Genomic DNA, 24,766 nt, shown 5'->3' with positions numbered 1-24,766 from the left:
CGGTCGGGGTCACGTCAGGTCGAACTCGCCGTCGCGCGCGCCCAGCACGAACGCCCGCCACTCCGCGGGGGTGAAGATCAGCGCGGGGCCGTCGGGGTTGCGGCCGTCCCGCATCGCGATATAGCCCTCCACGAAGGCGATCTGCACGTCCCCGGTGCCCTGGCTGCTGGACAGCCACTCCGCCCCGGTCAGATCCACCTGCGGCTTCTTCCCGTTGGCCAACGGCTGTCCGGCAGTGCTCTCGGCCACGTCCCGACTCCTCCCACATCTCCCGCATCGACGTCCGCCCCCACACTATCGGGGTCGCCCGGGACCTGCGGAACATACCGGAACCCGCACGTGCCCCCGCCCCGATACGGTATGGCGCTCCCGGCTCATCCCAGCACCCGCCCGAGGAAGCCGCGCAGATGTCCCGCAACGACGTCAAGGTGGCTCTCCAGCAGGAAGTGACCGCCGTCGACCAGGTGCACCTCCGCGTCCTTGGCGTCGCGAGCGAAGGCCCGCGCGCCCGCCGGTCCGAAGATCTCGTCGTTGCGGCCCCACACCGCGAGCACCGGAACCTCGCTGGTGCGCAGGAACTCGTGCAGCAGCGGGTAGAGCGCGCGGTTGTTCCGGTAGTCGCGGAACAGTGCCAGCTGGACCTCGTCGTTGCCCTCCCGGGAGACGAGCGCGGCGTCGTGCTCCCAGGTGTCCGGGCTGACCAGGCTCGGATCGGGCACGCCGTGCAGGTACTGCCAGCGGATGGCGTCGACGCCCAGCGCGGCGCGGACGGCGGGCTCGGTGTCAGGACCGGGGTTCGCCCCGTAGGCCCAGACGTCGGCCCAGAACGACTCGACGAAACCGTCCTCGTAGCCGTTGCCGTTCTGGGTGACAAGGGCCGAGATCCGTTCGGGGTGCCGGAGCGCCAGGCGCCACCCGATGGGGGCACCGTAGTCCTGGACGTAGAGGGCGTAGCGGTCCAGGCCCAGGTGGTCGAGCAGGTGGGAGGTGAGGTCGGCGAGGGCGTCGAAGGTGTAGGCGAACTCGCCCACAAGGGGGGCGTCGGAGTGGCCGAAGCCGAGGTGGTCCGGCGCGATGACGTGGTAGTCGTCGGCCAGCAGCGGGACGAGGGCGCGGAACATGAACGAGCTGGTCGGGTAGCCGTGCAGCAGGACCACCGCGGGGGCGCCGGTGGGGCCGGCTTCGCGGTAGAAGATCCGGCGGCCGTCGATGGTGGCGGTCCGGTGGTGCACCGAGCTCATGCCTAACCCCTTTGCGTCTTTGAACTGGTTAGTCCTTCGCGATGCAAGCACGTGGTGAGCTAACCTGTCAAACGACGTGAAGGGGTTAGAGAGGAGTGGCGCCGGATGGACACGCTGCTGGACCTGCTCAACAGCAGGCCGCTGGTCAACGGCGAGGAGCAGGACGCGCTCGGCGACCCGGCCGGAGGACGGCGCTGGGCGCGGGAGCACGGCGGCGACGGCAGCCCGGCGGAACTCGCGCTGCTGCGCGGAGCACGGGACGTCCTGCGGGACGTCGTGCTCCGGGAACGCCCACCAGCCGCGTTGGGCCCGCTGCTCGAAGGGGTCCGCCGGACCCCGGTCATCACGTCCGACGGTCTCGAGTGGACGGTCGAGACCCCGCCGCATGCCCGGCTGGCCGTCGAGGCAGTGCTTGCCTGGGCCGCCACCGAGAAGCACATGCCCGGCCGGCTCCGCCCGTGCGCCAACGACGAGTGCCGGCTGTTCCTGCTCGACCGCAGCCGCGCCAACCGCGCCCGCTGGTGCTCGATGGCCGTCTGCGGCAACCGCGCAAAGGCGCGCCGCCACTACGAACGCACCCGCTGACCCATCCCCGCGGACCAACTCCCGTGCCGTACATGGCTGTTCGAATCCCGCCCGCACGCCGGACGCGGCCGGTATGGTCGCGATCATGACCGCACATGATCACGGTTACCGCGCGGCCGGCGGCGTCCCCGAGCGCGAGTCCCCGCTCGCGCCGGGTCTGGACCCCGCCCGTACCGCACTCGTGCTCGTCGACCTCATGGACCGGCTCGTCGCGCTGCCGCTCGCCCCGTACCCGGGGCCGGAGGTGGTCACCGCGGCGGTGCGGCTGGCGGCGGCCTTCCGCGCGGCGGGCGCGCCGGTGGTGGCGGTCCGCGCGCAGCGCTCGGGGGCGGCCGAGCAGCCGCCCGGCAGCGACCTGGTGCCGGAGGTCGCCGCGCTCGCGGACGCGCTGGTGGTCAAGCGCTCCATCGGGGCGTTCCACGGCACCGAGTTGGACGCGCTGCTGCGGACGCACGGCATCGACACCCTGGTGCTGGCCGGGATCGCCACCAACGTCGGCGTGGAGTCCACCGCCCGCACCGCCGCCGACCTCGGCTACCGGCTGGTCTTCGCCCACGACGCGATGTCCGGCATGACCGCGGCCGAGCACGACGCCTCTGTGACCCTGGACTTCCCCCGCTTCGGCACGGTGGTCGCCTGCGCCGACGTGTGCTTCGCCTGACCGCCCCGACCGCCCGCTGGAACCGAACCCCAGGAGCAGCCGCCCGTGCACGGCATGAACTACCGCATCGTCCTGCCCGCCGACTACGACATGGGCGTCATCCGCCACCGCGTCGAGACCCGGGGCCATCTGCTGGACGCCTTCCCGGGGTTGGGGCTGAAGGCGTACCTGATCCGGGAGCGCGGCACCGACGGATCGCCCGTGAACGAGTACGCCCCGTTCTACCTGTGGAACACCGCCCACGGGATGAACAGCTTCCTGTGCGGCCCCGGATTCCGCGGCCTGGTCGCGGACTTCGGCCGCCCGGCCGTCGAGCACTGGACCGGACTCGCCTTCGCCCGCGGCCCGGCCGCCGCCGAGGTGCCCGCGGCCGCCACCCGCGCGGCCCGGCCGCTGCGCGCGGACGAACCGCTCGAAGAGGTCGCGGCCCGCGCGTCCGCCCAGTTGCGCAAGGACGCGGCGCGGCCCGGCGTGCACTGCGCGGCGCTGCTGCTCGACCCGCGGCACTGGGAGTTGCTGCGCTTCACGCTCTGGCGGGACGCGGCCCCCGAGGAGCCCGGCGCCGAACGCTTCCAGGTGCTGCACCTCTCCCGCCCCGGGCTCGACACCATCGACACCGGTGCCGGCCCCGCCTGAGGGCTGCCGTACGCATGGTGGCGGGCGGGCCCGGTCAGGCGCCGCTCAGCCGCAACGACGGGTCCGGCGGGCTGAGTTCGGCGAGGACGGCGGCGTGGTCGGAGGGCCACACCCCGGCGACCGGCCGGTCCCCGGTGCGGCGGACGGTGCGGACCCAGCCGCGGCTGTCCGGCCCCGGCGGGCCGACGAGGATGTGGTCGACGCAGCTCGGGCGGCCGCCGAAGTTCACCGCCTCCGGGGTGCGGATGTCCCAGGTGCCCTGCGGCAGCGCCGGATCGGCGAACCGCCACGCGTCCAGCAGCACCTGGCCGGGGACGGCGGGCGCGGTCTGGTAGCCGCGGATCAGCCGCATCTCGTCGAAGTCGGGTTCGGCGTTGAAGTCGCCGGTGACGACCGGCGGGTAGGGCCCGCGGGCGTGCTCGGCGACGAACGCGGCCAGCTCCCGGACCTGCGCGCAGCGCACCTCGGACGCGGCGAGGCCGGAGTCGAGGTGGGTGGTGAAGAAGGGCAGCGGCCCGCCGGGGGCGTCCAGGAGGGTGTGCAGCGCGGTCTTGCCGTCGTCGCGGTGGCCGGGCGGCGTGGGCAGCGCGCGCTCGGCCACCGCCAGGAACGGATACCGGCTCAGCACGGCCACGCCGACGTCGACACCGGTGTCGCCGCCGTTGCGGGCGTGCCAGCGCTCCTGCGCCGTGGCGCGTGACCAGGTCCAGTGCATGCCGAGGCGCTCGGCCAGCCACCCGGCCAGGTTCTCGCCGCCCGGGCCGCTGTCCGCCCACACCTCCTGCACGCCGAGCACGTCCGGCCGTTCGGCCTGAAGCGTGTGCAGGATCGCCTCGCGCCGCTCGCGCCAGCCGGAGAACCGCCACCAGAGGTTCCAGGTCATGACCCTTATCGCTGCGGTGCCGTCGGAATTCACTGGGCCCGTCCTTCCGGTCCGCCTACGGTGGCGGGATGTCGACTCAGGTGATCATTCTCAACGGCGGTTCCAGCGCGGGGAAGACCAGCATCGCCCGCGCCCTCCAGGAGGTGCTGCCGGGCCCGCCGTGGCTGACGTTCGGCACCGACACGCTCGTCGCGGCACTGCCGGCCCGGATGCGCGGGGAGGGCACGGCGGCGAGCAGCGGGGGCATCGCGTTCGGGCCGGACGGCGAGGTGGTGCCGGGCGAGGAGTTCCGCCGGCTCGACGACGCCTGGGCGCTGGGCATGGCCGCGACCGCCCGCGTCGGCGCGCACCTGGTCATCGACGAGGTCTTCCTCGGCGGCGCCGCCTCCCAGGCCCGCTGGCGCGAGGCGACCGCCGGGCTCGGGGTGCTGTGGGTCGGGGTGCGCTGCGCGCCCGCGGTCGCCGCCGCCCGCGAGGCCGCCCGCGGCGACCGCACGCCCGGCATGGCAGCCCGGCAGGCGGCCGTCGTCCACACCGGCGTCGACTACGACCTGGAGGTCGACACCACCCGCACCGGCCCGGCGGCCTGCGCCCGTACGATCGCGTCCCACGTCGTGCCGTGAGACGTGAACCGGCGGGGCCACTGGGACACGGCCTAAAGGCGTTCGGGCCCGTCGCCGTGCGCGGCGACCTGGCGGTAGAGGGCCTGGGCCTCCTCGGTGCGGCCGAGGTGCTCCAGGCAGCGCGCCTCGTCGTTGCGGCTGGTGAGGGTGTCGGGGTGGGCCGGGCCGAGCAGGGCCTCGCGCGCGTCGGCGACCTCGCGGTAGACGCCCAGCGCGTCGCCCCAGCGGCCGAGCCACCCCAGGCAGACGGCGATCTCCCGCTTGCTGACGAGGGTGTCGGCGTGGTCGGCACCCAGCACCCGCTGCCGGACGGCGGCCACGTCGCGCGCCTCGGCCAGCGCGCGGTCCCACTGGCCGAGGCGGCCGAGGTTGACGCCGAGCGCCTGCCGGGCCCGCAGCGTCTCCTCGTCGCCGGAGCCGACGGTCCGGGTGAGGTCGGCGACCAGCTCCTCGAAGAGCGCGAGCGCGTCGGACGCCCGGCCCAGCCGGGTCAGGCAGATGCCCGTCTCGTAGCGCACCGCGAGCGTGGCGGGGTGCTCGGGGCCGAGCACGCGGGCGCGGACCGCGCCGACCTCCTGGTAGACCTCCAGCGCGTCGGCCCAGCGCCCGGAGCGGCCGAGGGTGAAACCGACCTCGAACCGGGTGCCCAGCGTCTCGGGGTCCTCCGGGCCGAGCACCCGCGACCGGGCGTCGGCGACCTCCACCGCGGTGGTGTACGCCTCCTGGGTGCGGCCCAACTGCGCCAGGTTGTAGGCGAGGTTGTGCTTGCACCGCAGCGTGTCGGGGTGCTCTGCGCCCACGGTGCGCTCGCGGGCGTCGAGCACCTCGGAGAACTCCTGGTGGGCCTCCAGGTGCCGGCCGAGCGAGCCGAGCGCGTACGCCGCTTCGTGCCGCGCGGCGAGCGTGTCGCCGTGGTCGGGGCCGAGCACCCGGCGGCGCACCTCGGCGACGTACGCGTACAGCCGCAGCGCCTCCTCGGCCCGGCCGAGCTGCGTCAGGCAGTAGGCCGCTTCGTGGCGGCTGGCGAGGGTGTCGGGGTGCTCGGTGCCCTGGGCGCGGTCGCGGGCGGTGGCGACGGCGGTGTGCAGTTCGTACGCCTGCTGCCAGTTGCCGATCCGGCCCAGGTCGTCGGCCTCGGCCTGGCGGGCGGCGAGTTCGGCCAGCGCGGTCGGGTCGGCGGAGGCGGTGACGGTGCGGGTGGACCAGGCACCGGTCAGCTCGTGCCGGGCGCCGGCGGCGGCCGTACGGGGCCGGGTGGAGCGGGCCTGCGGTCCGGTGGTCAGCCCCCGCGCCCAGTCGGGCACCGCGCCGCCGGGCGGCAGCGCGGCCTTCTCCGCCGCGTTCATCGCCTTGAGCCGCCCGGCGACGTCGGCGGCGTCCTGCGGGCGGTCGTCGGGGTCCTTGGCGAGCAGGTCGAGGATCAGCCGCTCCAGCTCCACCGGCAGCTCGGGCCGCTCCGTGCGCGGCGGCTCGGGCGTGTTGTCGCGGTGCCCGACCAGGATCGACCAGGCGTCGCCGAGGTCGAACGGCGGGTGCCCGGTGGCCAGTTCGTACAGCACGCAGCCCAGCGAGTACAGGTCGCTGCGCTGGTCGACGGCGGAGTTCCCGATCTGCTCGGGCGACATGTAGTGCGGGGTGCCCATGGCCACGCCGGTGCCGGTCAGGCGCGAGGTGAAGCCGATGTCGTGGCCGAGCCGGGCGATGCCGAAGTCGCAGATCTTCACGGTGCCGTCGGTCAGCCGCATGATGTTGGCCGGTTTCAGGTCGCGGTGCACCACGCCCTGGGCGTGCGTGTAGGCCAGGGCCGCGGCGACCTGCTCCGCGATGTCGCTGATGTCGGGCACCGGCAGCGGGCGCCGCCCGGCGTCGTCGAGGACCTGGAGCAGGTTGCGGCCGTCGAGCAACTCCATCACCAGGAAGAGCAGCCCGTCGTGCTCGCCGAAGTCGTGCACCACGGTGATGCCGCGGTGCTGGAGGGCGGCGGCCACCCGCGCCTCGCGCCGGAACCGCTCCTGGAGGACACGGGTGAACCCGGCGTCCCCGGAGTGCCCCATGGGCTTGAGGCACTTGACGGCGACCCGGCGGCCCAGCGACTCGTCGAGCGCGCGCCACACCTCGCCCATGCCGCCGCGGCCGATCAGTTCGTGCAGCCGGTAGCGGCTCTGGATCAGCATGCTGTCGTCGCGGCCGCCTCTCGGCTCCGCAGTGCCCACGCCCGCCGTCCCTGTCGCCGTTCTCGTGTCCGTACCGGTGGTCATCCCGGTGGTCATGCCGGCGGACCGGTCGGCGGGCGGTGCCGCGCCGCCGGGTCCGTACTGGCCGTTGCGGTGTCCAGCCTCCATCAGCGCCGTGCCCCCGTGCCTGTCGGTGCTCTTCGGTGCTTCCCCGCCCCCAGTATGGCCGGGAGGGGCGACAAAGGGGGACAGCGCGTCAGGGCACTTCGGGCTCGCCGGACGGCAGACGCCGGACCGAGGGGCGCGTGTCGGGGCCGAGCCGGGCGACCGCCCTGGGGATGTGGCCGGGCGGCAGCCGCCAGCGCACGGCGGCCGGCACCGCCCGCAGCAGCCGCCCCGCGACCCGCAGCCGGCGGTCGGCCGCCGCCCGCGGCGGCGCGTCGCGCCCGTACAGCGCGTGGGCGTACGGCGGCAGCGCCCCGAACGCCGTGCCCGCGACCGCCGGCCACACCAGCGCCCGCAGCGGGCGCAGCACTGCGGGCACCGGCGGCGCCGTCAGGAACCGCACCACGTCGAACGCCTCGGGTGTGGCGGCCAGTTCGGGGCGGACCTCGGCGAAGTAGCGGGCCAGCCGCGCGGTGTCGCCGGGCACGCCGACCGGGTCCAGGCCCACCAGCCGCGCGGCCTCGCGCTGCTCACCGACGTAGGCGTCCGCCTGCGCGTCGGTCAGCGGGAAGCCGGAGCGGCGCGCGACGTGCAGGTAGGAGTCGATCTCCGCGCAGTGCACCCACAGCAGCAGTTCCGGGTCGTCGACGCCGAACCGCTCCCCGGTCGCGGGGTCGACGGCGGAGAGCCGGCGGTGGATGCCGCGGATACGGGCCCCGGCCGCCTCCGCGTCCGGCGCGGTCCCGTAGGTGATGCGGCCGACGAAGGACGCGGTGCGCAGCAGGCGGCCCCACGCGTCGCGGCGGAAGTCGGAGTTCTGCGCGACGCCGCGCACCGCGCGCGGGTGCAGCGCCTGGAGGTAGAGCGCGCGGATACCGGCGATCCACATGATCGGGTCGGCGTGCAGTTGCCAGGTCACCGAGTCCGGGCCGAAGAGCCCGGGGCCGGGGTCGGGGCCCGGTGCCGGGCTCGGGTACGAATTCGGATTCGGGTCCACCTTCGGGTCCGCACCGTGCATGGCCGCCTCCTCCGCCGTGCCCGACCGCGGCAAGGTACACCGCTCACCGCTCACCGTTCGCTTTTCACCTTTCCCCGTCCACGGTAGTCGGCGCGGTCGGGCGGGCGAAGGGCGCGGACCGGTCAGCCCCAGATCGCCTGGGCCAGCGCGCTCCCGATGAACGCGGCGCCCAGCCCCGCGGTCAGGCTGCCCGCGATGTTCGCCGCCGCGTAGAACCGGCCGCGGTTCTCCACCAGCCGCAACGTCTCGTAGGAGAACGTCGAGTAGGTGGTGAGGGCGCCGCAGAAGCCGGTGCCGAGCAGGAGTTGGACGTGGGCGGACAGGGCGCCCTCGGCGGCGGCGCCGACGACCAGGCCGAGGATCGCCGACCCGCTGACGTTCACCACGAAGGTGCCCCAGGGGAAGACCGTGTCGTGTCTGGCCTGCACCGCGCGGTCGGTGAGGTAGCGCGCCGGGGCGCCGATCATCGCGCCGGCGATCACGAGCAGCCAGTTCACCGGACCTCCCGGCCGGTCACCGCGGCCACGACCCGCCGGGTCGCGTTCGCCCCCGCCCACACCGAGCACAGCGCGGCCGCCACGGTCAGCGCCAGGTAGGCCAGCGCGGGCCGCGGATGGCCGTGGTCGGCCAGCCCGCGGACGTCGGTGGCGTAGGTGGAGAAGGTGGTGAAGCCGCCGAGCACCCCGGTGCCGAAGAACGGCCGGACCAGGGGGTGCGCGGCCCACACGTCGGTGATCAGCACCATGAACACGCCGATGACCGCGCAGCCCGCCACGTTGACCCCGAACGTGGTCCAGGGGAAGGCGTCGTGCGCGGTCGGCCACAGCAGCGCGGCGCCGTAGCGGCCGCACGCGCCGATCGCGCCGCCGACCGCGATCACCGACAGCACGACGGCCGGGTGCTTGCCGAGTTCGGTGCGCTGATCGGGGATGTGCAGGTCGATGTCGGGGTCGACCGGCTCCTCGAAGAGGGCGGGGCGCGGTTCTGCCATGTGCGTCTCCTACTCGCATCGGTACGGCGCACCGGGCCGCGCCTCGCCGGGCGCGGGCACGCGGATGCGCTTCGCAAGCAGGGACCGTTGGCGGCGTCCTCGCCGCGGTTCGGGTACGGCGGGCCCCACCGCCGTGCGGCCCAAAGGAGGTCCGCAACGACCATGGTAGCGGCCTGCCCGCGCGCCGCGGGGGCCGCCACCGCCGGCAGCGGCCGCCTCACCCGGCGGCGCGCTCCGCTCTCGCGGGCAGGCGCACCCGGGCGACGGCCATGGTGAACACCCCCGCGAGCAGCCCCCAGAACGCGGAGCCGATGCCGAGCAGGGTGACCCCGGAGGCCGTCGCGAGGAAGGTCACGACCGCGGCTTCGCGGTCCCCGCCGTCCGCCAGCGCGCTGGACAGGGAGCTCGCGACGGTGCCGAGCAGCCCGACCCCCGCGGTGCCGAGCACCAACTCCTGCGGCATCGCGGTGAGCAGGTCGCCGATGGTGCCGCCGAAGACCGCGACGCACAGGTAGAACACGCCCGCCCACACCGCCGCGAGGTAGCGCCGCTCGTGGTCGGGGTGGGCGTCGGGGCCGGTGCAGATGGCCGCGGAGATCGCGGCGAGGTTGAGCGCGAAGGCGCCGAAGGGCGCGAGGACGGCGCCGGCCGCGCCGGTCCAGCCGATCAGCGGCGAGACGGGCACGTCGTACCCGTCGCCGCGCAGGACCGCGACGCCCGGCAGGTTCTGCGAGGCCATGGTGACCACGAACAGCGGCACCCCGGCGCCGATCAGGGTGTGCCAGTCGAAGCGCGGCGCGGTGAAGACGGGTGCGGCGGGGGTGAGGCGGATGTGGCCCGCCGCGCCGCCCCAGTCCCCGGCGGCGGTGGTCGCGGCGATGCCGACGAGGAGGGCGGCGAGCACCGCGTAGCGCGGCTGGAAGCGGCGTACGAGCAGGTAGGCGGCGAACATCGGGAAGACGACGCCGAAGCTGCCGTGCATGGCGCGGAACAGCCCGGTGCCGAACTCCATCAGCACCCCGGCCAGCAGCGCCGAGGCGATCGGCACCGGGATCGAGGCCATCGCCCGGGCGAACCAGCCGGTCACGCCGCTGAGGAGGATGAGCACCGAGGACAGCAGGAACGCGCCGACCGCCTCCCCCATCGACGCGCCGGTCAGGCCGGTGGCCAGCAGCGCCGCGCCGGGGGTGGACCAGGCGGTGACCACGGGCGCGCGGTAGCGCAGGGACAGGCCGATGCAGGTGGCGCCGAGGCCGACGCCCAGGGCGAGCATCCAGGAGGCGAGTTCGGCGGAGTCGGCGCCGGCGGCGCGGGCCGCGGCGAGGACGACGGCGGCCGAGCTGGTGGTGCCGACCAGCACCGTGACCAGGCCGGCGGTGACCGCGGACGGGGGCGCGGCGGCGCGTATGAGGGCCGTGGCGCGGCGGGGCACGGAGGTGGACATGGCGTACTTCCCGGGGAGGTCGGAACATGCGGGGACGCGACCGTTCCACGTACGGAACGTTCCGCGAACGGAACGCTAGAGTGGGCGCAGCGCGGCCGTCAATCGGTTACGGCCGCGGCCTGGCGGCGCTGGGAAGGTCGATGGAGCTGAACGAGCAGGTGGGGCGGCGCCTGCGGGCCCTGCGCGAGGAGCGGCGGCTGTCGCTGTCGGAGCTGGCCCGGCGGTCGGGCGTGGGCAAGGCGACGCTGTCGGAGCTGGAGGGCGGCCGCCGCAACCCCACCCTGGAGACGCTGTACGCGCTCACCACCGCGCTCGGCACCCCGCTCAGTTCGGTGCTCGCCGATCCGCTCGGCCCGCCCGCGCCGCAGCCGCCGGGCGCGGCGCCCGTCGGCGGCGCCGAGCAGGTCGTCACGGCGCTGCTCACCGAGCGGCACGAGAGCCCCGGCGCCGTCACCGACGTCTTCCGGCTCCGTATCCGGGCCGGCGCCGTCCAGCACTCGCAGGCCCATCTGCCGGGCGTCCAGGAGCACTTGTACGTCCTCGACGGGACCGCGGTGGTCGGCGAGCCCGCCGCGCCGGTCACCGCGGGCCCCGGGCAGTACGCGCACTGGCACGCCGACCGCCCGCACCTGTACAGCGCGCCGCGGGGCGACGTGGAGGCGGTGCTCTTCGTCCGCTACACGGTCGGGGACGGGTCGGAGGGCAGCGGGGGCGAGGCGGGCGAGCCCGGGTCCGAGCTGCCGGGCGGCGCCGGTGCCTGAGGCCCCCGGCGGCGCCGCGCGGCCCCTGGTCCCCCGGCTCCCCGCGCCGTATCGCGCCCGCCCGGCCACGCGCGCCGACGCGGACGCGATCCACGGACTGGTCGCCGCCTGCGAGCGGGACCTGCTCGGCCGGGCGGAGACCGGCCCCGAGGCCGTCGCCGCGCGCCTGGCGCTGCCCGGCCTCGACCCCGAGCTCGACACGCTGCTGGTCCACGCGCCCCCGTCCGCTCCCGGGCCCCGCCTGGTGGCCCGGGCGTGGGTGCACGCCGGGCGGCGCAGCGAGGTGGACGTCCATCCCGCCCACCGCGGGCGGGGGTTGGGCACCGCGCTGCTCGACTGGACCGAGGCGCGGGCCCGCCGGGCGGGCGGGGTGCGGCTGGCGCAGCCGGCCGAGGACGGCGACACGGCGGCCGTCGCCCTGCTGCGCTCGCGCGGGTACGCGCCGTTCGTGACGCAGTGGCTGCTGGGCATCGAGGTGCCCGACGAGCCGCAGGTGCCCGATCCGCCGGCGGGCGTCACCGTACGGCCGTTCCACGCCGGGGACGGGCAGGCCGCGCACCGGCTGGTGGAGGACGCGTTCCAGAGCTGGCAGCGGCGTCGGCTGCCGTATCCGGAGTGGGCCCGGCTCACCGTGGAGCAGGCGGCGTTCGCGCCCGCGATGTCACCGGTGGCGTTCGCGGGCGGAGAGATGGTCGGCGCGCTGGTGGCCCTGGACGTACCCGGATCGGCCGAGGGCTACGTCGACCGGCTCGCGGTACGCGCCGACCACCGCGGCCGGGGCATCGCCGGGGTGCTGCTGCGGGAGGCGTTCCGCGCCTTCCACAGGCGCGGGCGCCGCGGCTGCACCCTGTGGACCCACTCCGCGACCGGCGCCCTGTCGCTGTACGAGCACCTCGGCATGCGGGTGCGGCGCAGCTGCTCGGTCTACGCCAGGACCCTCACGGAGAGCTGACCCCGGCCGCACCGTGCGCCCCCTCACCCTGGTGCGCACCGTCCGCCGCCGCGAGCCGGCGCAGCGCGAGCAGCCCGCCCACGCCGGGTACGAACGCCACGGCCCTGATGCCGCGGTCGGCCGCGCGCAGCCGCCAGGTCGCCACGGCCACGAAGAGGTACGCGCAGCCGTGCGCGGGGCCGACCAGCGACGAGACCGCCTTGAGGTGCACCGTGGCGAGGTTCGCCAGCAGGACGAGGAGCGAGAGGAGTTCGACGCGCGCGGCGACGCGCAGGGCGGGCGTCCGCATGCTCACGCTCCCGTCGTCGAGCCGGGGCGGACGATCATCAGCACCGTGACCGCCGCCCACAGCAGGTTGAACACGCCGGTGAGCGAGGCGAGTTGCCCGGCGAGCGATCCGAGCGGAGCCGCCCCGGCCGACGGCACGGCCTCGAGGGCACGCTCCTGGGCCGGCAGGATCAGCAGCGCCAGCAGGGCCGCGGCCACCGCGGTCAGCACGATCGACGCGATGAGCCAGCCGCTGCCCAGCACGCCCAGGCTGCTCGCGGTGGCGAAGCCCAGCACGGGCACGGCGACGCCGATCCCCGCGTAGACGCGGCAGATACGGTGCAGCAGCCGCAGGGTCGTGACGGACCGGTCGCCGTCGGAGGGGGCCGTGCCGTCGGCAGCGGGCCGGGCGGCGCGCAGGGTCCTGGGGAACATGCTCGCGGCCACCGCGACCGGGCCGATGCTCAGCAGCGCCGCGAGGACGTGCAGGGAGAGGAGGAACTTGGTCACGGCCGGCGCCCCGCGCTCCCGGCCGCCGGGCGACGCGCGGCCGCCGCGCCGCCCGGGTCAGCGCCGCCCGGGTCGGCGCCGCCCGGTGTCGGGGCGGGGGCGGCGAGGGGGTACGGCAGGGCGGACGGGACGCGCATGGAGCTTCCTTCGGGTGCGGGGGCCGGTCGGGCCGGTTCGCCCCTGACGCTAAGGCGCCGGCCGGCGCCGCTCCAGTGGCACCAATGCCACCTTCCAACGGGATCTCGCCAACACCCGCGCTCCGGCATCCTGTACTGCCTGAGCTGGGTATCTGCACGCGTCAAAGGGCGTCCGGCCCCGTCGGCCAGTGATTCGACGGGGTATGTTCGCGCCATGCACACCGTCGCCGTACTCGCGCTGGACCAGGTGATTCCGTTCGACCTGTCCACGCCGCTGGAGTCGTTCGCCCGCACCCGGCTGCCGGACGGGCGGACGCCGTACCGGGTCCGCGTCTGCGCGGAAGGGCCCCAGGTCGACGCGGGCGCCTTCACCCTCACCGCGCGCTGGGGCCTGGACGCGCTCGCCGGCGCGGACACGGTCGTCGTGCCGGGTACGGCCGTGCCGACCGCGCCGATCAGCCCCGCCGTCCGCGACGCGCTGCGCGCCGCCGCCGCGAGCGGCACCCGCATCGCCTCCATCTGCACCGGCGCGTTCCCGCTCGCGGCCACCGGCCTGCTGGACGGCCTGCGCGCGACCACGCACTGGCTGGTGACCGACCTGCTGGCCGCCACCTACCCGCAGGTCGAGGTCGACCCCGACGTGCTGTACGTCGACAACGGCCAGATCCTCACCTCCGCGGGCGCGGCCGCCGGTCTCGACCTGTGCCTGCACATGATCCGGTCCGACCACGGTTCGGCGGTCGCCGCCGACGCCGCACGGCTGTCCGTGGTCCCGCTCGAACGCGAGGGCGGCCAGGCCCAGTTCATCACCCGCCCCTACCCGCCCAGCCCGCAGGGCGCCGCGCTGGAACCACTGCTCGCCTGGCTCCAGGAGGACCTCGGACGCGAGCTGACCCTCGCCGACATGGCCGCCCGGGCCGGCATGAGCACCCGCACCCTCATCCGGCGGTTCCGCGACCAGACCGGGGTCACCCCGCTCCAGTGGCTGCACCGCGCCCGGGTCCGGCAGGCCCAGCACCTGCTGGAGACCACCCCGCACACCGTCGAGCGGATCGGCGCGCAGGTCGGCTTCGGCTCCCCCACCGCCTTCCGCGACCGCTTCAAGCGCACCACCGGCGTCAGCCCCCAGGCGTACCGGCGCGCCTTCGGTGCCCGGCGCTGACACCGCCCGCGGCGCCCGGCCTTTTCCCTCGTACCGATGTGCGAACGTACCGATGTGCGAAGACGGGAGCGGGTGGGCAGGCTGGAGGGCATGGACGCGGAACACGGAACGCAGGTGATCGTGGAGCCGCCGACCCCCGGCGGCCGGCGGATACGGGTCGGCCGGGAGTCCCTGGGGGTGGCCCGCGGACCGCGTGACCTGCTGGAGTTCCTGCGCCGGGCGGGCCTGGACCCGGACCAGGTGAGCCTCGACGACCCCGAGCTGTTCGTCTGGCACGGCGGCGGCCCGGAGGTGTGGACCGTGCCGGACGACGCCTCCTGACGATGCCTCCCGACGGCGCTCAGTGCGCGGGGCTGTCCGCCCGCATCGGCACGCCGCGGAACGTCTGCACCAGGATCGTCAGCGCGCCGAACGTCACGCACTGGTCGGCGAGGTTGAAGATGCCGGAGTGGCCGACCTGGAGGAAGTCGAGCACCGCGCCGCGGCCGAAGCCGGGGTGCCGGAAGAGCCGGTCGGTGAGGTTGCCGCCGGCCCCGGCGAAGAGCAGGCCGAGGCCGACCGCCCAGCCGGTCGAGCGTACCGACGACGACGCCCAGGCGATGAAGGCGAGCACGCAGGCGGCCAGCACCGTGAAGACCACGGTGGCGTGCGGCGCGAAGGACCCGGCGGCGCCGGGGTTGCGGAAGGCGGTGAGGGTCACGCCGCCGCCGAGCACGTGCACCGGCTGCCGGCCCTCCACGGTGACCGCGGCGACGGCCTTCGTCACCTGGTCCACCGCGAGCCCGGCCGCGGCCGTGATCCACAGCGCCCGCCGCGGCGAGCCGCCCCGCCCCGTACCGCTCACGCCGCCCGCCGTGTCCGCGGTGCCCGCGCTGTCCGCCGTGTCCGCGCTGTCCGCCATCGGCCGCCTCCGTGCGCTCCGGTGCCCCTGCCCGCGTCCATGTCCATGCCCGTGTCCATGCCCGTGCAATGGCTGAACGTTCACCCTCACGCACTCTACGCCCACAGAATTGCCACAGAAATCGTTAACACTTGGTCAAGGCCGGGTCAACAGTTGCCAGCCTGCGGATCGATGTCATAAGAAGCACGATCCGGTCACGATAAACGGGTCTTCATATCTGGACACAAGAGGACAAAAGCCACCGGCTTTTCCGAAGTTGTTTGCACTGTGCACGGCACGGGGTAGGCGGCGACGCGAACCAGAGGGTCCGCATCCAGGGGGCGGTCGCCGCCCCAGGACACCCGGTTCGCCGCCGGTTAGTTTCGTGAGGAACCCGCCGGCCGCGCTCCGACGGCCCTCGGGTTCGGCCTGTCCCCTGCCCCGAGAGGCAAACGTGTCACAGCTCGTCATCGAGCACGTATTCAAGGTCTTCGGCCGCAAGCCGAAGGAAGGTATCCGGCGGCTTCAGGAGGGAGCCGACCGTGCGGAACTGAGAGAGGAGGGCACGACCGCGGCGGTGATCGACGCCTCCTTCGCAGTGGAGCAGGGCGAGATCTTCGTCGTCATGGGCCTGTCCGGCTCGGGCAAGTCCACCCTGCTGCGCATGCTGAACGGCCTGCTGGAGCCCACCTCGGGCAGGGTGATGTTCGACGGCCAGGACCTCACCGGCCTGTCCGCGAAGGCCCTGCGCGACCTGCGCTCCCGCAAGATCAGCATGGTCTTCCAGCACTTCGCGCTCTTCCCGCACCGCAGCGTGCTGGAGAACGCCGCCTACGGCCTGGAGGTCCAGGGCCGCCCGGCCCAGGAGCGCGAGTCGAAGGCGGCCGAGGCGCTGTCCCTCGTCGGCCTGGAGGGCTGGGAGCAGTCCTGGCCCGACGAGCTGTCCGGCGGCATGCAGCAGCGCGTCGGCCTGGCCCGCGCGCTCGCCACCGACGCCGACCTGCTGCTGATGGACGAGTCGTTCTCCGCGCTGGACCCGCTGATCCGCCGCGACATGCAGGACCAGCTGCTGGAGCTCCAGCAGCGGCTGCACAAGACGATCGTCTTCATCACCCACGACCTCAACGAGGCGATGCGCCTGGGCGACCGGATCGCGGTGATGCGCGACGGCCGGATCGTCCAGATCGGCACGGCCGAGGACATCCTCACCGACCCGGCCAACGACTACGTCGCCAGCTTCGTACAGGACGTCGACCGCTCCCGGGTGCTCACCGCGGCCTCGATCATGGAGGAGCCGCGGGTGATGGTCAGCCCCAACGACGGGCCGCGCGCCGCGATGCGCGCGCTGCGCACCGACCAGGCGTCCGCCGCCTTCGTGGTCGAGCGCGGGCGCCGGCTGGTCGGCACGGTGACCGAGGGCCGGGTGACCGAGGCGCTGCGCAAGGCCGAGGGCACCGTACGCGACCTGATGGACACGGACTGCGTCACCACGCACGCCGACGCTCCGCTGTCGGAGCTGCTCACCCCCGCCTCGCAGTCGAAGCTGCCGCTCGCGGTGCTCGACGACAACGGCCGGCTGACCGGCGTCATCCCCCGGGTGACGCTGCTCGCCGCGCTCGGCGAGGGCCAGGAGGACACCGGCAGCCACCGGCTGCCGGACTTCGTGGCGCTGGACGACAGCCCCGCGCCGGACGGCCCGGACGGCACTTCCGCGCCGGACGGCCCGGACAGACCGGACGGCGGCGACAGCGGCAGCAGCGGCAGCCCCGACGACGGTGACGACGCCGAGGGCAAGGAGGCCACCCATGCCTAGGCTCCACTTCGGCAACTGGGCCGAGGACGTCGTCCACTGGCTCACCCACCACCTGTCCTGGCTCTTCGACTTCGTCAGCCACATCGTCAACGGCATGTACAACGGCGTGGAGTGGGCGCTCGGCGGCCCGTCACCGCTGCTGATGGCCGCGATCCTCGCGGTGCTCGCGCTGTGGATGCGCGGGCTGACCGCGGGTGTGCTGGCCTTCGTGGGCTTCGCGCTCATCGACTCCGTCGCGCAGTGGGACGAGGCGATGCAGTCGCTGTCCCTGGTGGTCGTCTCCGCGGTGATCGCGCTGGTGATCGCGGTGCCCCTGGGTGTCTGGGCCGCGCGGCGGCGCGCCGCGAGCGTGCTGATCCGCCCGGTGCTCGACGTGATGCAGACGCTGCCCGCGTTCGTGTACCTGATTCCGGCGATCATCTTCTTCAGCCTGGGCACGGTGCCCGCCGTCATCGCCACCATCGTCTTCGCGATGCCGGTCGGCGTGCGCATGACCGAGCTGGGCATCCGGCAGGTCGATCCCGAACTGGTCGAGGCGGCCGAGGCGTTCGGCACCCCGCCGTCCCGCACCCTGCTGCGCGTCCAGCTGCCGCTGGCCCTGCCGACCATCATGGCCGGCGTCAACCAGGTCATCATGCTGGCGCTGTCCATGGTCGTCATCGGCGGCATGGTCGGCGCGGAGGGCCTGGGCTCCACCGTCTTCGGCGCGATCAGCCAGGTGGACATCGGCCTGGGCTTCGAGGGCGGCATCTCCGTGGTGGTGCTCGCCATCTACCTGGACCGGATCACCGGCGCGCTCGGCGACCAGGTCTCGCCGCTGGGCCGCCGCGCCCTGGCCCGCGCCCGCAGCGCCACCCACGGCCTGAAGGTGCTGAACTACCGGCCGCGCCCGGCGATCGGCCTGTCCGCGGTGGTCGTCCTCGCACTGGTCGCGGGCGGCATCGGCGCCTTCTCCGGCACCAGCGACAGCTCCTCGCCGACGACCGCGTCCACGAACGTGGGCAAGGGCCAGACGGTCAAGATCGGCGACTTCAACTGGGACGAGTCCGTGGCCTCGGCGAACCTCTGGAAGGAAGTCCTGGACGCGCGCGGCTACAAGGCCCAGGTCAACACCTACGACCCCGGCGCCGCCTTCACCGGCCTGGCCAACGGCAACTTCGACTACCTCACGGACGCCTGGCTGCCCACCACGCACGCCTCGTACATGAAGCAGTACGCCGGCAGCTACACCGACCTCGGCAAGTGGTACGACCAGACGTCGCTGGAAGTCGCGGTGCCGTCCTACGTCAAGGGCGTCACGTCCATGGCGGACCTCAAGGGCAAGTCCTCGGAGTTCGGCGGCAAGATCATCGGCATCGAGCCGGGCGCCGGTGAGATGAAGCTGCTCAGCTCCAAGGTCCTGCCCGGCTACGGGCTCGACAAGGAGTACAAGCTCGTCGCCAGCTCCACCGCGGCCATGCTGTCGGAGCTGAAGCGCGACTACGAGCAGAAGAAGCCCGTCGCGGTCGTCCTGTGGTCGCCGCACTGGGCCTACAGCACCTACAAGCTGACCAAGCTCAGCGACCCCAAGGGGCTGTGGGGCGCCAGCGACTCCATCCACAACATCGCCAACAAGAACAGCGCGGCCAAGCTCCCCCAGGTCAGCAGCTGGATGAAGAACTTCACGATGAGCGAGTCCCAACTCAGCTCGCTCGAAGCCGACATCCAGGCCGCCGGCCAGGGCGGGACCGCCGACGGCGTGAAGAAGTGGATGAAGGACAACCCCGGCATCGTGGACAAGATGGCACCGGTCGCCGGGTCGAGCGCCACGAACGTGGGCAAGGGCCAGACGGTCAAGATCGGCGACTTCAACTGGGACGAGTCGATCGCCTCGGCGAACCTCTGGAAGGAGGTCCTCGACGAGCGCGGCTACAAGACGCAGGTCAACACCTATGATCCCGGCGCCGCCTACACCGGCCTGGCCAACGGCAACTTCGACTACCTGACCGACACCTGGCTACCGACGACCCACGCCTCCTACATGAAGCAGTACGGCAGTCAGCTGTCGGACCTGGGCAAGTGGTACGACCAGACGTCCCTGGAGATCGCCGTGCCGTCCTACGTCAAGGGCGTCACGTCCATGGCGGACCTCAAGGGCAAGTCCTCGCAGTTCGGCGGCAAGATCATCGGCATCGAGCCCGGCGCGGGCGAGATGAAGCTGCTCAGCACCAAGGTCCTGCCCGGCTACGGGCTCGACAAGGAGTACAAGCTCGTCGCCAGCTCCACCGCGGGCATGCTCGCCGAACTCAAGCGGGACTACGACCAGAAGAAGCCCGTCGCGGTCGTGCTGTGGTCGCCGCACTGGGCCTACAGCACCTACAAGCTGACCAAGCTCACCGACCCCAAGGGCCTGTGGGGCGCCAGCGACTCCATCCACAACGTCGCGAACAAGAACAGCGCCACCAAGATCCCCCAGGTCACCACCTGGATGAAGAACTTCAAGATGAGCGAGTCCCAACTCAGCTCGCTCGAAGCCGACATCCAGGCCGCCGGCCAGGGCGGGACCACCGACGGCGTGAAGAAGTGGGTGAAGGACAACCCCGACATCGTCGACCAGATGGCACCGGTCGGCACGAGCTGACGCCGCCACCGGCAGCAGCGGCCTGACGGGGCCGGGGACACGTACCGCGTGTCCCCGGCCCCTTCGCGCGCCCGCCGCCCTTCGCCGCCTGGTCCCCGACCTCATCCACGGGCCTTCACCAGCCCGTGGACGAACGCGTACTTGACCGCGTGCGCCCGGTCGCGCAGATGCGCCTTCGCGAACAGGTTGTTGACGTGGGTCTTCACCGTCGCCTCGCTGACCACCAGCCGCTCGGCGATACCGCGGTTGGTCAGCCCCTCGCCGATGAGCGTGAGCACCTCGACCTCCCGCGGGGTGAGGTCGGGGGCGAGCCCGGCCAGCGGCTGCTCCACCGGGGCCGCGCTCTTCACCGCGGCCGCCAGCAGCCGCTCTTGGACCGCCGGATCGAGAACGGCCTGCCCGGCGGCCGCCGCCCGCACCGCGCGCGCGATGTCCTCGCGGCCGGACTCCTTGGTCAGATAGCCGCGCGCCCCGGCGCCCAGCGCGGCGAGGATGTACTGCTCGTCGGCGAGCGTGGTGAGCACCACCACGGCGACGTCCGGGAAGCGTTCGGAGATCAGCCGGGTCGCCTCCACGCCGTCCGTGCGGGGCATGTTGAGGTCCATCAGGATCACGTCGGGGGCGTGCTGCTCCGCGGCGGTCACCGCCTCCCCGCCGTCGCGCGCCGTGGCGACCACCTCGAGGCCCGGTTGCAGGTCGAGCACCACCGCCAGCGCCTCGCGGATCGCGGTCTGGTCGTCGGCGACGACCACCCGCACCGGCTGCTCGCCGCGCTCCGCCCCGCCCCCGTACGGCTGCGGGCCCACCCGGCCCGGGTCGCGGCCGCTCATGCCGGTATCACCACACGCACCTGCCAACCTCCCGCGTCGTCACCGTCCACGATCGGTCCGGCCGTCACCGTGCCCCCCACCAGCTCGACGCGCTCGCGCATCCCGACCAGCCCCATGCCGCTGCCGGCGCCGGCCAGCGGCCGGGAGCCGTCCGGCGGCGCGGAGTTGACCACCTCGAAGGTGGTCGCCTCCGGCCCGTAGGCGAGGTGCAGCCGGACCGGTGCGCCGGGCGCGTACTTGTGCGCGTTGGTCAGCGCCTCCTGGGCGCAGCGCACGATCACCTGGGCGGGCCGGACCGGCAGTTCGTGCGGCGGACCGTCGAGGGTCAGCGTACCGGTGCCGGGGATCGACCCGAGCATGGAGCGCAGGGTGTCGAGCAGCGGCAGCGCGTCCTCACGCAGGTCGCGGACGGTGCGCTGGACCTCGGTCAGCCCGGCGCGCACCAGGCTCTGCGCGCGCTGGGTGGCCTGCCGGGCCTCGGCGGCGGCGCCGGACTCCAACAGCGCGTCGGCGACCTCCAGTTGCATGTTGACCCCGGCCAGCGAGTGCGCGAGCACGTCGTGCACGTCGCGGGCGATCCGGGCGCGTTCGGCCAGGGCCTCCGCGCGCGCCTCGGCCCGCGCGGCCAGTTCGGCCTGCTCGGCGGCCGAGCGCGCCGAGCGCAGCGACTCGGCGTGCAGCCGGTTGGAGATGCCGACCAGCACGGTGGTCCCGGCCAGCACCCCCAGGTACCACGGCACCTCGCCGGGGTCGCTGCCGATCGGGAAGAGCCGTACGGCCGCGCACATCACGGCGGTCACCGCGGCGACCGCCAGCGCGCGGCGGCGTTCGAGGCGGAACCCGGCGTGGCCGGCGAGGTAGAAGGCGAAGAGCGAGGCGGCCCCGGAGTGGTCCTGGCTCATCAGCGCGGCCGCGGCGACGCCCCCGAAGCACAGCAGCGCGGTCTGCGGCCCGGGCGACAGCGCCCCCTCGGGGATCAGCCGCATCGTCAGCAGCAGCGAGTTGAGCACGAGCAGGCACAGCACCACCAGGCCGGTGCCGGACGTCCCGCGCGGGTGGACCAGCACCGCGCACACCGCGATGCCGGTGCCGCTGATGAAGAGCTGGAGGAGGTTGTTGTCCTGCGCGAGCCAGTGGGCCGTGGCGCGAAGTCGGTGCAACTGAAGCTCTCTTCCCGCGGTCGGCCGGGCGCCCGGCCGGCCGGTCTGCTGATCAGCCGGTCGAGCGGCCTGTCGGCCGGCTGCTGCGAAAAGCTACCAGCGCCGACGGAACGGTGGCACCGGCGCCCTCGGTGCCCTCCCGCCGTCCGGGGCGCGCAGGTCGTGCGGGTCGTGCGGATCGTGCGGATCGTGCGGCGCCCCGGGCGCCGTACGGCCGGCGCGCGCGGCCCGGTGCAGCGCCACCAGCGTCTCGGCCACCATGCCGAGCCCGGCCGCGAGCAGCACGCCCCGGGACCATCCGAGCAGCGCCAGCGCCGTGTGCAGCGCCGCGTCGAGCAGCCACAGCAGCAGCGCGCCGGAGCCGTACCGCAGCCAGGGCGCGCCGTCCCGCTCGCCGATCCGTACGGCCGCGCCGCGGGCCAGCCCGACGGCGACGCTGAGCAGGCAGCCCGCCCCGGCCAGTGCGGCCGTGGCCGCGGCCGGGCCGGTCGGGTGGGCGCCGCTCAGCGAGATCAGGCCCTCGCAGGCGAGTGCCACCGGCGCCACCAGCGGCAGCCCGGCGTGCGGCGCCTCGCCGAGCGTCCGGCGGGCCAGGACGTAGCCGACGCCGGACACGAGGAAGACGATGTCCAAGGGACTCATCCCGGGCCCTCCCACGTGCGTTTCCACCGGCACACCGCACGGCATGCCGCCGACACCCGCACGCTAGGCGCGGCTCCCGGCCGGGCGATCCACCCCCGGGTGGAGATCCGGGTGGAGATCGGGTGGAGATGCGGACCGCGCTCCACGTCGTGACGTTTTCCGATCACCGGCGGATACTGGAGGGCATGGATCGCACGCCCGGACGAGTGACCTGCGCACCGGGCCCCGGCGTACCCGGACCCGCCGCGCCGCAGCACCGCGCACACCCGCGGGACGCCGTCACCCAGCACCCTTGACCCAGCCTCTGACCTGCTACGACACAGGCGGCTGCCCTGGCTGCCGGCCTGGCGAGGAGATTCCCGTGAAGATGCTGATCAACGTACCGGAGACCGTCGTCCCGGACGCGCTGCGGGGCTTCGCTGCGGTGCACACCGACCTGACCGTCGACGTGGAGCGCCGGGTGATCGTCCGCCGCGGAGCGCCGTACGACGGGCAGGTCGGGCTGGTGTCAGGCGGCGGGTCGGGGCACGAACCGCTGCACGGCGGCTTCGTCGGGCGCGGCATGCTCACCGCGGCCTGTCCGGGCGAGGTCTTCACCTCGCCGGTGCCGGACCAGATGGTGCGGGCCGCGGCCGCCGTGGACAGCGGCGCGGGCGTGCTGTTCATCGTGAAGAACTACACCGGCGACGTGCTCAACTTCGACATGGCCGCCGAGCTCGCCGAGGACGAAGGCGTGCAGGTGGCGAAAGTGCTGGTCAACGACGATGTGGCGGTGACCGACAGCCTCTACACCGCCGGCCGGCGCGGCACCGGGGCGACGCTGTTCGTGGAGAAGCTGGCCGGCGCGGCGGCCGACGCGGGCGCCCCGCTGGACCACGTCGCGGCCCTCGCCCACCGGGTCAACGAGGTCTCCCGCAGCTTCGGGGTGGCGCTCAGCGCGTGCAGCACCCCGTCGAAGGGCGGCCCCACCTTCGACCTGGGCGAGGGCGAGCTGGAGCTGGGCGTGGGCATCCACGGCGAGCCGGGCCGGGAGCGCCGCGCCATGATGACCTCGGGCGAGATCGCGGACGTGGCGGTGGACGCGGTCGTGGAGGACCTGCGCCCGGACGCGCCGGTGCTGCTGCTGGTCAACGGCATGGGGGCGACGCCGCTGCTGGAGCTGTACGGCTTCGCGGCCGAGGTGCACCGGGTACTGGCCGCCCGCAAGGTCGCGGTGGCCCGTACCCTCGTCGGCAACTACGTGACCTCGCTCGACATGGCGGGTGCCTCGGTGACGATCTGCCAGGCCGACGAGGAGCTGCTGCGGCTGTGGGACGCGCCCGTGTCGACCCCGGCGCTGCGCTGGGGCTGCTGACCGCGGTGCCCGGCCGGCGCCGGGTCCGCGGGCGCGCACCGCGCGCCGTGCCGGTTCGACCCACCGTGGAAAGGCTCACCGTATGAACGCCGTGCCCGAACAGCCCGAACTGCCGGCCGACATAGACGCGGCCCTGCTGCGCCGATGGCTCGACGCGGCGACGACCGTGATCGAGCGGGAGGCCGCCCAGCTGACCGAGCTGGACTCCCCGATCGGCGACGCCGACCACGGCAGCAACATGCGCCGCGGATTCCTCGCCGCGCGCACCGCGATCGAGCAGGAGCCGCCGGACACGCCCGGCGGGGTGCTGGTCGCGGTGGGCCGCCAGCTGATCAGCACCGTCGGCGGCGCTTCCGGCCCGCTGTACGGGACGCTGCTGCGGCGGACCGGGAAGGCGCTGGGCGAGGCGCCGGCGGTCACCGCGGCGCAGCTGAGGGACGGGCTGGCGGCCGGGGTGGAGGCCCTGTGCCAGCTCGGCGGCGCGGTGCCGCAGGACAAGACGATGGTGGACGCGCTGGTGCCCGCGCTGGACGCGTTCGGCGCGGCGCTGGCGGCCGGTGACGGCACCGCGGTGGCGCTGACCGCGGCGGCGCGGGCCGCGGAGGAGGGCGCCGTGGCGACCACCCCGCTGCGGGCCCGCAAGGGCCGGGCGAGTTATCTGGGCGACCGCAGCATCGGCCACCAGGACCCGGGCGCGACCTCGGCGGCCCTCCTGCTCACCGCGCTCGCCGACACCGCAAGGGAGGCGTCCTCCTCATGACCGGCAGCCCCGACACCTCTGACCGCACTGACCGCACTGGCAGCACTGACACCGGCGCAAGCACCGGCACCGGCGGGGAGTCCGCGCAGGCGCTGGTCGGGATCGTGCTGGTCTCGCACAGCGCCGCGGCCGCGAACGCCGTCGCCGATCTGGCGTCCGCGCTCAGCGGCGGCGGCGAGGTCCCGCTCGCCCCGGCCGGCGGCGGCCCGGACGGCGGGCTCGGCACCAGCTCCGACCTGATCGCCTCGGCGGCGCGCAGCGTCGACCGGGGGGCGGGCGTGGCGGTGCTCGCCGACCTCGGCAGCGCGGTGCTCACCGTGAAGGCGCTGCTGGCCGACGAGGAACTGCCCGCCGGGGCGCGGCTGGTGGACGCCCCCTTCCTGGAAGGGGCGGTCGCCGCCGTCGTCACCGCGTCCACGGGCGCGGACCTCGACGCGGTGGCGGCGGCAGCGGCGGAGGCGTACACCTACCGCAAGCAGTGACGGTTCCCCGGTGCC

At 74.2% G+C, this 24,766-nt stretch carries 27 protein-coding genes; 13 read left to right on the top strand and 14 right to left on the bottom strand.

Going from position 1 to position 24,766, the window contains the following annotated elements; genetic code table 11:
• Window positions 1–9: 9 nt before the first annotated feature.
• Both AC3ERT_RS20870 and AC3ERT_RS20865 read right to left on the bottom strand, forming a co-directional pair.
• A complete protein-coding gene (locus tag AC3ERT_RS20870) occupies window positions 10–249 on the bottom strand; it encodes a DUF397 domain-containing protein (protein ID WP_335979934.1) in 240 nt (79 codons plus the stop codon).
• A 125-nt stretch (window positions 250–374) separates the two neighbouring features.
• Window positions 375–1,241: an alpha/beta fold hydrolase gene (locus AC3ERT_RS20865; RefSeq protein ID WP_435175961.1), complete on the bottom strand. Its 867-nt coding sequence runs from the start codon at window positions 1,239–1,241 to the stop codon at window positions 375–377.
• A gap of 105 nt (window positions 1,242–1,346) precedes the next feature.
• Between AC3ERT_RS20865 and AC3ERT_RS20860 the strand changes: the two genes are divergently transcribed.
• The 3 genes from AC3ERT_RS20860 to AC3ERT_RS20850 all read left to right on the top strand — a co-directional run bounded on the left by AC3ERT_RS20860 (window position 1,347) and on the right by AC3ERT_RS20850 (window position 3,123).
• Complete coding sequence (locus AC3ERT_RS20860) at window positions 1,347–1,826, top strand: CGNR zinc finger domain-containing protein (RefSeq protein WP_435175959.1); 480 nt, start codon at window positions 1,347–1,349, stop codon at window positions 1,824–1,826.
• Window positions 1,827–1,911: 85 nt separating this feature from the next.
• The gene (locus AC3ERT_RS20855; protein ID WP_335979936.1) at window positions 1,912–2,487 is read left to right on the top strand and encodes an isochorismatase family protein; all 576 of its coding nucleotides are present in this window, start codon (window positions 1,912–1,914) and stop codon (window positions 2,485–2,487) included.
• A 45-nt stretch (window positions 2,488–2,532) separates the two neighbouring features.
• Window positions 2,533–3,123 carry a DUF4865 family protein gene (locus AC3ERT_RS20850; protein ID WP_435175957.1) on the top strand — a complete coding sequence of 197 codons (591 nt, stop codon included), beginning with the start codon at window positions 2,533–2,535 and terminating at the stop codon, window positions 3,121–3,123.
• A 34-nt stretch (window positions 3,124–3,157) separates the two neighbouring features.
• Here the strand turns inward: AC3ERT_RS20850 and AC3ERT_RS20845 are convergent, their stop codons facing one another.
• Window positions 3,158–4,006 carry an endonuclease/exonuclease/phosphatase family protein gene (locus tag AC3ERT_RS20845; RefSeq protein WP_435175955.1) on the bottom strand — a complete coding sequence of 283 codons (849 nt, stop codon included), beginning with the start codon at window positions 4,004–4,006 and terminating at the stop codon, window positions 3,158–3,160.
• A gap of 68 nt (window positions 4,007–4,074) precedes the next feature.
• Between AC3ERT_RS20845 and cpt the strand changes: the two genes are divergently transcribed.
• Window positions 4,075–4,629 (top strand): chloramphenicol phosphotransferase CPT, encoded by a 555-nt coding sequence (gene cpt / locus AC3ERT_RS20840; protein ID WP_435175953.1) that lies wholly within the window; start codon window positions 4,075–4,077, stop codon window positions 4,627–4,629.
• Window positions 4,630–4,661: 32 nt separating this feature from the next.
• Here the strand turns inward: cpt and AC3ERT_RS20835 are convergent, their stop codons facing one another.
• From AC3ERT_RS20835 to AC3ERT_RS20815, 5 genes are all read right to left on the bottom strand, one after another.
• On the bottom strand, window positions 4,662–6,803 hold the full coding sequence (locus tag AC3ERT_RS20835; RefSeq protein ID WP_435134662.1) for a serine/threonine-protein kinase: 2,142 nt from the start codon (window positions 6,801–6,803) through the stop codon (window positions 4,662–4,664).
• Between the two features lie 256 nt (window positions 6,804–7,059).
• On the bottom strand, window positions 7,060–7,986 hold the full coding sequence (locus tag AC3ERT_RS20830; protein ID WP_435175951.1) for an oxygenase MpaB family protein: 927 nt from the start codon (window positions 7,984–7,986) through the stop codon (window positions 7,060–7,062).
• 122 nt (window positions 7,987–8,108) lie between these two features.
• Complete coding sequence (crcB, locus tag AC3ERT_RS20825; RefSeq protein ID WP_435175949.1) at window positions 8,109–8,483, bottom strand: fluoride efflux transporter CrcB; 375 nt, start codon at window positions 8,481–8,483, stop codon at window positions 8,109–8,111.
• Entirely contained in the window at window positions 8,480–8,977 is a 498-nt protein-coding gene (locus AC3ERT_RS20820) for a fluoride efflux transporter FluC (protein ID WP_435175947.1), read from the bottom strand. Before AC3ERT_RS20820 ends, crcB begins: the two co-directional genes overlap by 4 nt.
• 217 nt (window positions 8,978–9,194) lie before the next feature.
• Window positions 9,195–10,421 carry a benzoate/H(+) symporter BenE family transporter gene (locus AC3ERT_RS20815; protein WP_435175945.1) on the bottom strand — a complete coding sequence of 409 codons (1,227 nt, stop codon included), beginning with the start codon at window positions 10,419–10,421 and terminating at the stop codon, window positions 9,195–9,197.
• Window positions 10,422–10,561: 140 nt separating this feature from the next.
• Here AC3ERT_RS20815 and AC3ERT_RS20810 point away from each other — a divergent pair, with 140 nt between their 5' ends.
• Together AC3ERT_RS20810 and AC3ERT_RS20805 are read left to right on the top strand one after the other, a co-directional pair.
• Window positions 10,562–11,182 carry a helix-turn-helix domain-containing protein gene (locus AC3ERT_RS20810; protein WP_435175943.1) on the top strand — a complete coding sequence of 207 codons (621 nt, stop codon included), beginning with the start codon at window positions 10,562–10,564 and terminating at the stop codon, window positions 11,180–11,182.
• A complete protein-coding gene (locus AC3ERT_RS20805) occupies window positions 11,175–12,134 on the top strand; it encodes a GNAT family N-acetyltransferase (RefSeq protein WP_435175941.1) in 960 nt (319 codons plus the stop codon). The genes AC3ERT_RS20810 and AC3ERT_RS20805 overlap by 8 nt, the downstream gene beginning before the upstream one ends.
• Here the strand turns inward: AC3ERT_RS20805 and AC3ERT_RS20800 are convergent.
• Together AC3ERT_RS20800 and AC3ERT_RS20795 are read right to left on the bottom strand one after the other, a co-directional pair.
• Window positions 12,121–12,423 (bottom strand): DUF3817 domain-containing protein, encoded by a 303-nt coding sequence (locus tag AC3ERT_RS20800; RefSeq protein WP_435175939.1) that lies wholly within the window; start codon window positions 12,421–12,423, stop codon window positions 12,121–12,123. The two genes, AC3ERT_RS20805 and AC3ERT_RS20800, sit on opposite strands and share 14 nt — an antisense overlap.
• 2 nt (window positions 12,424–12,425) lie before the next feature.
• Window positions 12,426–12,911 carry a hypothetical protein gene (locus tag AC3ERT_RS20795; protein ID WP_435134473.1) on the bottom strand — a complete coding sequence of 162 codons (486 nt, stop codon included), beginning with the start codon at window positions 12,909–12,911 and terminating at the stop codon, window positions 12,426–12,428.
• Between the two features lie 351 nt (window positions 12,912–13,262).
• On the opposite strand from AC3ERT_RS20795, the gene AC3ERT_RS20790 reads away from it, so the two are divergent.
• Entirely contained in the window at window positions 13,263–14,210 is a 948-nt protein-coding gene (locus AC3ERT_RS20790; protein WP_335979959.1) for a GlxA family transcriptional regulator, read from the top strand.
• Between the two features lie 90 nt (window positions 14,211–14,300).
• Complete coding sequence (locus AC3ERT_RS20785) at window positions 14,301–14,531, top strand: hypothetical protein (RefSeq protein WP_335979961.1); 231 nt, start codon at window positions 14,301–14,303, stop codon at window positions 14,529–14,531.
• Window positions 14,532–14,550: 19 nt separating this feature from the next.
• On the opposite strand, the gene AC3ERT_RS20780 is transcribed toward AC3ERT_RS20785, so the two are convergent.
• The gene (locus AC3ERT_RS20780) at window positions 14,551–15,111 is read right to left on the bottom strand and encodes a signal peptidase II (protein ID WP_335979963.1); all 561 of its coding nucleotides are present in this window, start codon (window positions 15,109–15,111) and stop codon (window positions 14,551–14,553) included.
• Window positions 15,112–15,544: 433 nt separating this feature from the next.
• Between AC3ERT_RS20780 and AC3ERT_RS20775 the strand changes: the two genes are divergently transcribed.
• Window positions 15,545–16,903 (top strand): quaternary amine ABC transporter ATP-binding protein, encoded by a 1,359-nt coding sequence (locus AC3ERT_RS20775; RefSeq protein WP_435175936.1) that lies wholly within the window; start codon window positions 15,545–15,547, stop codon window positions 16,901–16,903.
• Window positions 16,896–19,523, top strand: a complete 2,628-nt coding sequence (locus tag AC3ERT_RS20770) for an ABC transporter permease/substrate binding protein (RefSeq protein ID WP_435175934.1) — start codon at window positions 16,896–16,898, stop codon at window positions 19,521–19,523. Before AC3ERT_RS20775 ends, AC3ERT_RS20770 begins: the two co-directional genes overlap by 8 nt.
• 101 nt (window positions 19,524–19,624) lie before the next feature.
• Here AC3ERT_RS20770 and AC3ERT_RS20765 read toward each other — a convergent pair whose 3' ends face one another.
• The 3 genes from AC3ERT_RS20765 to AC3ERT_RS20755 all read right to left on the bottom strand — a co-directional run bounded on the left by AC3ERT_RS20765 (window position 19,625) and on the right by AC3ERT_RS20755 (window position 22,155).
• Window positions 19,625–20,353: a response regulator transcription factor gene (locus AC3ERT_RS20765; protein ID WP_335979969.1), complete on the bottom strand. Its 729-nt coding sequence runs from the start codon at window positions 20,351–20,353 to the stop codon at window positions 19,625–19,627.
• Complete coding sequence (locus AC3ERT_RS20760) at window positions 20,350–21,513, bottom strand: sensor histidine kinase (protein ID WP_435175932.1); 1,164 nt, start codon at window positions 21,511–21,513, stop codon at window positions 20,350–20,352. The genes AC3ERT_RS20765 and AC3ERT_RS20760 overlap by 4 nt, the downstream gene beginning before the upstream one ends.
• 93 nt (window positions 21,514–21,606) lie before the next feature.
• Complete coding sequence (locus AC3ERT_RS20755; protein ID WP_435175930.1) at window positions 21,607–22,155, bottom strand: hypothetical protein; 549 nt, start codon at window positions 22,153–22,155, stop codon at window positions 21,607–21,609.
• Window positions 22,156–22,516: 361 nt separating this feature from the next.
• Here AC3ERT_RS20755 and dhaK point away from each other — a divergent pair, with 361 nt between their 5' ends.
• From dhaK to AC3ERT_RS20740, 3 genes are all read left to right on the top strand, one after another.
• Window positions 22,517–23,509, top strand: a complete 993-nt coding sequence (gene dhaK / locus AC3ERT_RS20750; protein ID WP_435175928.1) for a dihydroxyacetone kinase subunit DhaK — start codon at window positions 22,517–22,519, stop codon at window positions 23,507–23,509.
• 82 nt (window positions 23,510–23,591) lie between these two features.
• On the top strand, window positions 23,592–24,269 hold the full coding sequence (dhaL, locus tag AC3ERT_RS20745; protein WP_335979976.1) for a dihydroxyacetone kinase subunit DhaL: 678 nt from the start codon (window positions 23,592–23,594) through the stop codon (window positions 24,267–24,269).
• Window positions 24,266–24,751, top strand: coding sequence for a PTS-dependent dihydroxyacetone kinase phosphotransferase subunit DhaM (locus AC3ERT_RS20740; protein ID WP_335979978.1), 486 nt, complete (start codon window positions 24,266–24,268; stop codon window positions 24,749–24,751). Before dhaL ends, AC3ERT_RS20740 begins: the two co-directional genes overlap by 4 nt.
• Window positions 24,752–24,766: the final 15 nt, after the last annotated feature.

The sequence above is a fragment of the Actinacidiphila sp. bgisy145 genome (genome assembly GCF_057708125.1).
Note: the sequence above shows the minus strand (reverse complement) of the source record. Positions and strands in the feature narration are given on the sequence as shown.

What these genes read in the sequence shown, in the direction of transcription:
- AC3ERT_RS20865 (WP_435175961.1), bottom strand. Translation starts at nt 1,241, where the DNA reads ATGAGCTCGGTGCACCACCGGACCGCCACCATCGACGGCCGCCGGATC.
- AC3ERT_RS20860 (WP_435175959.1), top strand. Translation starts at nt 1,347, where the DNA reads ATGGACACGCTGCTGGACCTGCTCAACAGCAGGCCGCTGGTCAACGGC.
- AC3ERT_RS20855 (WP_335979936.1), top strand. Translation starts at nt 1,912, where the DNA reads ATGACCGCACATGATCACGGTTACCGCGCGGCCGGCGGCGTCCCCGAG.
- AC3ERT_RS20845 (WP_435175955.1), bottom strand. Translation starts at nt 4,006, where the DNA reads ATGACCTGGAACCTCTGGTGGCGGTTCTCCGGCTGGCGCGAGCGGCGC.
- cpt (WP_435175953.1), top strand. Translation starts at nt 4,075, where the DNA reads ATGTCGACTCAGGTGATCATTCTCAACGGCGGTTCCAGCGCGGGGAAG.
- AC3ERT_RS20835 (WP_435134662.1), bottom strand. Translation starts at nt 6,803, where the DNA reads ATGCTGATCCAGAGCCGCTACCGGCTGCACGAACTGATCGGCCGCGGC.
- AC3ERT_RS20830 (WP_435175951.1), bottom strand. Translation starts at nt 7,986, where the DNA reads ATGCACGGTGCGGACCCGAAGGTGGACCCGAATCCGAATTCGTACCCG.
- AC3ERT_RS20820 (WP_435175947.1), bottom strand. Translation starts at nt 8,977, where the DNA reads ATGGCAGAACCGCGCCCCGCCCTCTTCGAGGAGCCGGTCGACCCCGAC.
- AC3ERT_RS20815 (WP_435175945.1), bottom strand. Translation starts at nt 10,421, where the DNA reads ATGTCCACCTCCGTGCCCCGCCGCGCCACGGCCCTCATACGCGCCGCC.
- AC3ERT_RS20810 (WP_435175943.1), top strand. Translation starts at nt 10,562, where the DNA reads ATGGAGCTGAACGAGCAGGTGGGGCGGCGCCTGCGGGCCCTGCGCGAG.
- AC3ERT_RS20800 (WP_435175939.1), bottom strand. Translation starts at nt 12,423, where the DNA reads ATGCGGACGCCCGCCCTGCGCGTCGCCGCGCGCGTCGAACTCCTCTCG.
- AC3ERT_RS20790 (WP_335979959.1), top strand. Translation starts at nt 13,263, where the DNA reads ATGCACACCGTCGCCGTACTCGCGCTGGACCAGGTGATTCCGTTCGAC.
- AC3ERT_RS20785 (WP_335979961.1), top strand. Translation starts at nt 14,301, where the DNA reads ATGGACGCGGAACACGGAACGCAGGTGATCGTGGAGCCGCCGACCCCC.
- AC3ERT_RS20780 (WP_335979963.1), bottom strand. Translation starts at nt 15,111, where the DNA reads ATGGCGGACAGCGCGGACACGGCGGACAGCGCGGGCACCGCGGACACG.
- AC3ERT_RS20770 (WP_435175934.1), top strand. Translation starts at nt 16,896, where the DNA reads ATGCCTAGGCTCCACTTCGGCAACTGGGCCGAGGACGTCGTCCACTGG.
- AC3ERT_RS20765 (WP_335979969.1), bottom strand. Translation starts at nt 20,353, where the DNA reads ATGAGCGGCCGCGACCCGGGCCGGGTGGGCCCGCAGCCGTACGGGGGC.
- AC3ERT_RS20755 (WP_435175930.1), bottom strand. Translation starts at nt 22,155, where the DNA reads ATGAGTCCCTTGGACATCGTCTTCCTCGTGTCCGGCGTCGGCTACGTC.
- dhaL (WP_335979976.1), top strand. Translation starts at nt 23,592, where the DNA reads ATGAACGCCGTGCCCGAACAGCCCGAACTGCCGGCCGACATAGACGCG.
- AC3ERT_RS20740 (WP_335979978.1), top strand. Translation starts at nt 24,266, where the DNA reads ATGACCGGCAGCCCCGACACCTCTGACCGCACTGACCGCACTGGCAGC.